At 68.8% G+C, this 7,815-nt stretch carries 6 protein-coding genes; 2 read left to right on the top strand and 4 right to left on the bottom strand.

The features are described 5' to 3' along the window. The 4 genes from ROTAS13_RS28150 to ROTAS13_RS15500 all read right to left on the bottom strand — a co-directional run. On the bottom strand, positions 1-780 hold a 780-nt coding region (locus ROTAS13_RS28150), incomplete at its 3' end, for a DUF1156 domain-containing protein (RefSeq protein ID WP_253187695.1). A gap of 4 nt (positions 781-784) precedes the next feature. Further along, positions 785-1,396, bottom strand: a complete 612-nt coding sequence (locus ROTAS13_RS15510; protein ID WP_075822783.1) for a DUF3780 domain-containing protein — start codon at positions 1,394-1,396, stop codon at positions 785-787. Continuing rightward, positions 1,396-4,596, bottom strand: coding sequence for a DUF499 domain-containing protein (locus tag ROTAS13_RS15505; protein WP_075822782.1), 3,201 nt, complete (start codon positions 4,594-4,596; stop codon positions 1,396-1,398). Before ROTAS13_RS15505 ends, ROTAS13_RS15510 begins: the two co-directional genes overlap by 1 nt. Before the next feature lie 13 nt (positions 4,597-4,609). Further along, complete coding sequence (locus tag ROTAS13_RS15500) at positions 4,610-4,798, bottom strand: ribbon-helix-helix protein, CopG family (protein WP_075822781.1); 189 nt, start codon at positions 4,796-4,798, stop codon at positions 4,610-4,612. Between the two features lie 553 nt (positions 4,799-5,351). On the opposite strand from ROTAS13_RS15500, the gene ROTAS13_RS25775 reads away from it, so the two are divergent. Together ROTAS13_RS25775 and ROTAS13_RS15495 are read left to right on the top strand one after the other, a co-directional pair. Continuing rightward, a complete protein-coding gene (locus tag ROTAS13_RS25775) occupies positions 5,352-5,840 on the top strand; it encodes a hypothetical protein (RefSeq protein WP_083755560.1) in 489 nt (162 codons plus the stop codon). 7 nt (positions 5,841-5,847) lie between these two features. Continuing rightward, on the top strand, positions 5,848-7,815 hold a 1,968-nt coding region (locus tag ROTAS13_RS15495), incomplete at its 3' end, for a type IV secretory system conjugative DNA transfer family protein (protein ID WP_083755559.1).

The raw sequence follows: 7,815 nt of genomic DNA, 5'->3' as shown, positions 1-7,815 counted from the left end.
TCGCCTTACGGTGGAGCTGTGCGTAGATGTGATCAAGAGACAGGCGAAGGGGTCGCCCACCACCGGGCGGCGCCCGAACCGCGCGATCCCGAGCTGCTCGACGAGTTCGGGCAGGGTGCGGGCGTCGGTGCCGAGCCTGGCGTTGGCCCGGTCCAGGACACCGACGTAGAGCGGGTCGGCCTCGTCGCGGAGGCTCTCGATCTCCTCGACGCGCTTCGAGACACCGACCTGCTGCGAGAAGGACATGGCAGCCAGCGTGCGCTGCCGGATGACCTCACGCTCCTCATCGAAGCGGGCCCGAGCGGCAGCGCGCTCGGCCTTGCTCGTGCCCTCCTGGGACGGGAAGCGCCGCCATGCAGCGGGAAGCGGGGCACCGTTCTCGTCCTCGCGGATCAGGTGCCTCGCCTTGGCGTCGTCCGGCACGAAGCGGCAGGCGGACACCTGCTGCGCCGTCACCTTGGCTTCTCGGCGGGAGACGCCTTCGGGATCCATCCGCATCAGAGCCTCGAAGAGTTCGAGGTCCTCTTCTGGATCATCAGTAGCGGGCAATAGGCTGGCTAGCACGCAGGCGCGCACTAGGACCAGCGGCTTGCGGCCCTTCCAGTAAGAACCCAGCGCGGTGAGCGTCTGCCCCGCCCCGGCCTTCCGCTCCTTCTGAGCCTCGATGCCAACCTTCTGCGCGGGGAAGACCCGCTCAATCAGCGCGGGTGCATCCTGTAGGGAGAACGGTGCCAGTCCGCGGGCGGTGGGCGAAGGGACGGTCATGGTGTCCATCGGCATGGGCTCAGTGCTTCCCCGAGGGAATGTCGAACAGGGGCAGGGCGACCTGCTGCTTAGGGGGCGCCGGACGCGGAGCGCGGGGCTCGGCTGGGCCGCCCGACAGGAGCAGGGCGGCGCCGCGCATCACCCGCTCCGACGGGCGGCTCTGGAGCCAGCCCGCGAACCACCAGCGTTCCTCCGGACGCAGGGAGGCCCAGCACGCCCCGACAGCGGCGACGTCCGCCTCGTCTGCCGCCGCGGTCGCGCAGGCGAGCAGGATCAACTCCTGGCCCAGCATCCGCTCGACCTTGGTCGTGCCGGGCTTCCAGGCGCCCGGGGGCAGGCGCAGCGACCGCAGCCGCTCGTTGAATTCCCGTCGAGCGAGGTCGGCGATGGCGTTCCAGCGGGCCCGGGGGAGAATGCAGCGCTCCACCTCGTCCCCCTGACCAGCGGAATGCCCGCCTACGCCGAAGTCCTCGACGATGCGGACCTCACCGCCGCGGACCTCGGGGATCACGACGCGGACGTGGTGCGGCCACTCCATGCGCGGGCAGCCGAACCCTTCCACCTCGGTGCGCCGCGACCGGGATCCGGCCCGCGGCTTCGGGGCGGTGCGGCCGCCCTCCTGCCCGGTCATCAAACGTCGTCTCCCTGGCGGATTGCGTCACGGGGATCCTCGATGTCGATCGGCACCGCCTCCAGGAACTCGATGAGGTCCTTCCCGGTCGGGAACCGGATGCTGGCCAAGGAGAGGGTGGCGGGTGCCTCCTCGACCTCCAGAGCGCTCCGGGCGGCGGTCAGGAGCCCCTTGAGATGGTCGCCGGTGACCTTGCTGCCGCTGCCGAGCGCGATGGTGACGGTCCTGTCGCCCTCGCCAACCGTTATGCGCCTGCCCACGGCCGACGCCGAGGCGGCCTGGATAGCGTCCAGGGCGTCGTAGGTGCCCTTGGTGGCGGTCCAGGCTAGCTTCGCCGAGGTGAGCAGGGCAGGCCTGCGTTCGTCCACGTGCTCCCGGACCGTCGGGATGCGAGGCCCAGCCCCGTCGCCGCCTCCGCCCGTTCTCTCGCGGGCGCCCCGGGTCCGGCGGTCGAAGCGGTGCTGGTTCTCGGCCTCGATGTCGCCATCCACCGCGACGACCCGGACGTGGACGTCCTGGTCGGCCCCGACATCGAACGGGCCCTCGTACTCCAGGCCGGAAGCCTTCGGCGACGAGGCGTCGGTGGTGTAGCGGACGGACGCTGCGGACGGCACGACGACGAGGGTAATCTCGCGGCCGTCCACCGAGGGCTTCTCGTCGAACAGGATGGTGATCCTGTTCTTCCAGGTCGTCGGATCTCCGGTCGGCGCCGTTTTCGTCGGGTCCACGGCCAGGAAGGACAGGCGGAGTTCCTTCGTTTTGAACCGGGCCTCCTTCAGCTCGGGCGACGCTTCCGAGACCGCCGAACCGACGGCCCAGTGGATTCGCGGCGACGGACCGGCGTCGAGCGCCTGGACCGAGATGGTCGCCTCCCCCGTCATCTCGTCATAGGACTCGGTGCTGACCGAGACGCGGGTCCGGTCGGGCTCGAAGGGGCCCTTGAGGATTTTGCCCTCGCGCTCGCGCCAGACGTCCTTGGTCAGGGCATGCTTGCGGATGGCCTCGAGCCCCCCGGGAGGCAGGAACGGAAACCGGCCGACCTCCCGGGCCCGGGCCTGGAGGTCCGACCAGGAGAGGCGCTTGTCGCTCCCCCAGAGAAGATCGGAGGCTCGCACGAGCAGGGTGTCGAGCACCTTCTCGTCGCCCTCCACCTCCAGATAGAGCTTGCCAGCGGCGACGAGAGCCTCCTCGACCGATGCCTCGCCATGCAGCTCCGGCTTCTTTCCGGCCTCGCGGGCCGATCGGAGGCTAAGCTTGGCGGGGACGAGCCGAACCTGCTTCACGGTCGCGTCGTAGGCCGGGTACCAGACTTGGTTGTAGGTGGCCTCGATGGTGGAGGTCAGATCGAACTCCGCCATCGCCCTCTTCTTCTCGACCTCCGCATGGTTGGGGTGGTCCTCGGACAACGATGCCAGCACCCTGGCGCAGGCGTAGATGCGCCGGACGTGCTTCTCGATGTTGGCGAACTCGGTGGAGGAGCCGTTGACGATGACGAAATTGTTCTTGTTCGGCTGGCCCATGAACAGCTCGCCCGCCAGCTTCGGCGGCACGTCGCTGTCCGGGTTGATGACGATGAGCTTGCGCTCCCGGGTCAGCTCGCCCGCGATCTTCCCGACCTCCGGGAGGGCCATCACCCCCTGGTAGGCTTTCTTGCGGGAGGGCACGAAGGCATCGGCGAGACGGCGCTCCATCTCGTCGTCGATGCGGTTGGCCGGGGCGTTCTCCGCCTCCCGGGCAAGCCGCTTCTCGATGGTCTCGTTCGGCGAGTAGTAGAGCCTGCCCTCGCGCGGGTCGCGGTGCAGGTGGTAGCCACCCTCGAGCTTGGCGATCGCGGCCTCGAATTCGGAGGCCGTCCGGCCCGGCGCGACGAGATACTCGATGACCTGCTTCGCGGGGAGGCCGATCTTGTCGTCCACGTCGGGCTTCAGAGAGGCGGCCAGGATGACGTTCGCTGCCTGGGTGCCCGCGTCTGAGCCGAGCTGCCGGTCGACGGTCTCGGCCACGGCCTGCCCACCCCGGGCGATGTCCTCGGTGATGGCCGGAAGGAGTTCCGAGAACGGCAGGTCGGTCGTCCGCATCTCCGGCTCGTTGAGGTCCATGTGCTGGACGCCGACGAGATGGACGGTGTTCGGCCGCCCCTCGCGCCACACGCACCGAACGATGGCGCTCATCAAGGACAGCAGGCCGCGGGTCTTCCGGAACCGCTCGTTGTTCTGGAAGAGGCCGATCACCTCGCGCAGGCTCGGCTGGAAGGGGTGGCAGCGCCGGATGTCCTCGGCGTACTGCTCCGGGGTCCGGGCCACGGCGCGCGAGCGCACCGCCTCGTCCATGGCGGAGGCATAGGCCTGGGCGACCTCCTCGACCTGATCCGGGGTGGCGAGCTTCTTGAACAGCCGCCGCTTCAGGATCTCGAAGATCTCGTCCGTGTTGACGGCGACCGGCTCGATCACCTTGGCGCCGCGCTTCGCCTCGCCCTCGATGTTGGCGAAGGTCTGTAACAGGGCACGGGACTCGTCCCCGTAGGTGCCCGTGAGGCTGGAGCCGACGAGCACGCAGCGGGGCAGCTTCCGCGCCGCCTCGCGCAGGTTGGCCAGGGCGTACTCGCCGTGGGAGGCCAGCGTGCCGTTGCCGATCGGAACCGCCTGGGCCATGCGGAACCAGGGTGCCATCTCGTCGATGAGGATGACCGTCGGCTCGTCGCCGATCATCTCCATCCAGGCAGCCTCGTCCGGGCCCTTCGGGCCGTTCCGCCAATGCCTGCTGAAGTCGCTGTCCGCCTTGCCGAGCTGGGAGGCGATCTCGCCCCAGAAGAAGTGGTCGGGGTTGTTGCGGCCGGAGAAGGCCACGATCCGGGCGGCGCCGAAGCCGGTCCGGATGCGGATGCCCGCTCCGTCGAGCACCTTCTCGCGGACGGTCGGGGACTTCGCGATCAGGGCGAACGACACCATCAGGTGGGTCTTGCCGCCGCCCATGGCTTGCGCGAGCAGGAAGTCTGCCTGCTGGCTCTTGCCGTCGAGGCGGGCCAGGCCGCTCTCGAACAACTGCCGCATGCCCGCGGTGACGTGGTTGCGGTCGAAGAAGGCCTCGGCGTCGGCCTCCGCGGCCCGGACCGCGAGGGCAATGTCCTCAATGTCGGCCCGCCCATCGGGCGAGAGGACGTGATCGTGCGGGACGCAGCAGTCGCGTACAGTTAGCAGCATGGACGTCTCCTGGTCAGTCTTGTGGCCGCGCGTCTGCGCTGCGGGCGAGGAAGTCGGCGATGGCCGTCTCTACCAGGCTGGAGGCGGAGACCCCCCGGTCGAGTGCCAGGATCTTCACGCGACGGATGACGTCGGCGTCGATGTGGACGAGGAACTGCTTCCGCCCTGCGGCGTCCGTTCCCCCCTTCCCATCCCTGGCCATCCTGTCCCCCGTCGCGATAGGAGCCTATTGTGATAGGTGCGGTCCCGGAAAGGCAAGGCCGCATCCTCACGCCAGGGTTGTATTCCATCCTTCAGGAGCGGGGCTAGAACAGTGGAGTCCGGCTGGGGCGAATGTCCCTTGCGGCAGTCTCGACCAAGCTAGGCTGTTCGAGGAGGCGCGCCCATGGCGAGACCATCAGCCTGCCGTCCTGATCCCGCCGAGGTGGCGAAGTACCGCTCGCGCCCGGGACATCCCGCGGCCACCATCCGCTTCGCTCTCCACGTCCAGGATCGAGACCCGACCAACGTCTGGGCACCCATGGCCCTGGCCGAGCACGCTTCCAGCCCCGAGGAGCGGCTGGCCATGCTCCAGGGCGCCGTTCAGGCGGGGCTCCGCCGGTGGATGCCGGAACGCCAGGGCCGGAAGGTCGGCTGGTGGGACGAACCGGACAGGCGCGCCAGGCCAGCAGCCGCAACACCTGATCTGGCGAAAACTTCCTGCACCCGTTCGCACCGTGCCCCTCCACCCTGCGGGAATACCCGCAGGAGGCTGCATGACCCCGTCCCACCTGAGCCTGATCGTCGGCGGCCCCGGCGAGGCGGGCGGCAAGCCACCCATCATGACCCCCCTGCCCGGCTCGGGCTCGCTGCACCTCCACCTGCACGTCGGCGCTGAGCCACGGGCTTCCGGAGAAAAGGCTCAGCCGCTCAGCCGCTGGGTTGGGCTTCTCGGAGGCATCGCCCTGGTCGCGGCATTCGGCGGAGGCTATCAGCTCGGCCGCCGGCCTGCACCGGACGACGTGTCCAACCTGCGCCCGCCGCCGATCGCCGAGTTCGCGGCGCCCACGCCTGCCATGAGGCCGACAACGCCTTCGGCCGACAGGCTTCCTCTGGTTCTGCGGCAGTTGGAGCAACCGCCCCGGATCATCCCGCCACAGGCTGCTGTGCCACAGGCAGCACCCCGGCCATCAGCCGCACCCCTCGCCCCCGCCGCTCCGGGCGCCACTGCCCCGAGCCGCAACGCCTTCGGTCTCGAAAACTGATCCTGCCATGATACAGCGTGAGATCCTCGGGCCACAGGAGCGGTTCGAACGGTCCGGCACCCAGGGCCTGCGCGACGTCCGGCCCTTCACGGCCCGGTTCGTGGAAGGCCTGAAAAGCTCGGCGTCGGCCCTGGTGCTGGCAGGCCTGGCCGGAGCGACCTTCTTCTACCCGGCCAGCCTCGATCTGACCCTGCCGGCGTCCATGCTCTACGCCACCTGGGTTCTGAGCCAGCGGGCAACCTTGCCGATCCGCCTGCCCCGCAGCGCCGGCGTCCGCGACTACAACTACCCGGACCCCGGCACCCGCCGTGCCCGCATGGCGGCGGGGTCCATCTTCCTTGGCTGGGAGCAGGGCACCGGCCAGGAGCTCTGGATCACCAACGAGGACGGCCGGCAGCATGGCACCATCCCGGGCACCACGGGCGCCGGCAAGACCACGGCCATCCTCAGCCTGCTCAGCAATTCACTCACCCATGGCTCCGGCTTCGTGCTGGTGGACGGCAAGGCCGACAACCAGCTCTATGGCCAGGTCTACGCCCTGGCCCGGTCGTTCGGGCGCGAGGACGACGTGCTCGCGCTCAACTTCCTGACGGCGAGCGGGATCAAGGAGAGCAACACCTTCAACCCGTTCGCGGCCGGCAATGCCGACGCGATCCGCGAGCTGCTGGCGAGCCAGCTCGGCGAGCAGCAGGCCAATGACAGCAACGGCGTGTTCCGCGCCCGTGCCATCGCCTTGATCGGCACCATGGCTCCGGTGCTGGTCTGGATGCGCGACCACAAGGGCGTGCCGATCAACATCGAGACCATCCGCTTCGCGCTGGAACTGCGCGGCATCTGGATGCTGGCGACGCAGCGGATCTTCTGCTCGCGCAACGCCGAGACGGGCGATGTCATCGAGATCCCCGTCCCCGAGATGCCGGAGGACATCATCTATCCGGCGAGCGCCTATCTCGGCGAACTGCCCGGCTATGACACCTCCGTCCCCTACAACGAGCAGAAGGGCGACGAGCCCTCGAAGCAGCACGGCTTCGCGTTGTTCTATTTCACCGCGACCTTCACCCAGCTTGCCGTTTCGCTCGGCCATATCTTCAAGGTCCTGAGCGGCGACGTCGACATGCGCGACGTGGTGCTCAACCGCCGCATCCTGGTCGTGAACCTGCCGGCGCTGGAGAACTCGGACGACACCCTGGCCGCGCTCGGCAAGATCGTGGTGGCCTCGCTGCGCGGCATGCTGGCGCAGCTGCTTGGCTCCAGGCTGTCGGGCGAGTCCAGCGAGATCTTCTCCCTCAAGCCTGGCATGGGCGAGGGACCGTTCCATGTCGCCTTCGACGAACTGGCCTACTACGCGACCAACGGCATGGATCGCATGCTGGCCATGGGGCGCGGGCTGAACATCATGTTCTGGCTCGGATTTCAGGAGCTGTCCGGTATCTGGGCGAGGCTCGGTGAAAAGACCGCCTCGTTGCTCGGCAATGCAAACCTGACCATCGCCATGCGCCAGCAGGACGCGCAGCGCACCCGGGAGTGGATCGAGAAGACTGCCGGCCAGACCTACGTCACCCAGGCGACCTCTTTCCAGGGGGGTAGCGACGGCGTGTACCGCGAGGCGCAACACGCCGAGATGCGCCAGGTCGGTCGCGTCGAGTGGAACGACCTGCAGCGTCTGCTGGAAGGCGAGGCGATCGTGCTGTTCGGTGGCCGTCGCGTCTACGCCAAGCTGTTCCAGGCCAAGGTGGACACCAACGGGCCGATCCGGCTGAACATGCCTCTGATGCTCGCCGCTCCTTCCGTCCAGGAGGAGCGGAGCCGTCGCGAGGGTATCGGGGCCCTGACGGCGCTGATCGAGGCTGGAGAATTGCTCCGCGGCACCCCGGTCGAGGTTTCGCCGGCCCTGCGGGCGGCGATCGACGGCTTCAAGGCCTCCAACGCCCCGGACATTTCCGGTCGGGTCGCCGCGGCGATCGCGGCCGTGGGC

This window comes from Roseomonas sp. TAS13 (assembly GCF_001950415.1).
Lineage (GTDB): Bacteria > Pseudomonadota > Alphaproteobacteria > Acetobacterales > Acetobacteraceae > Roseomonas > Roseomonas mucosa.
Note: the sequence above shows the minus strand (reverse complement) of the source record. Positions and strands in the feature narration are given on the sequence as shown.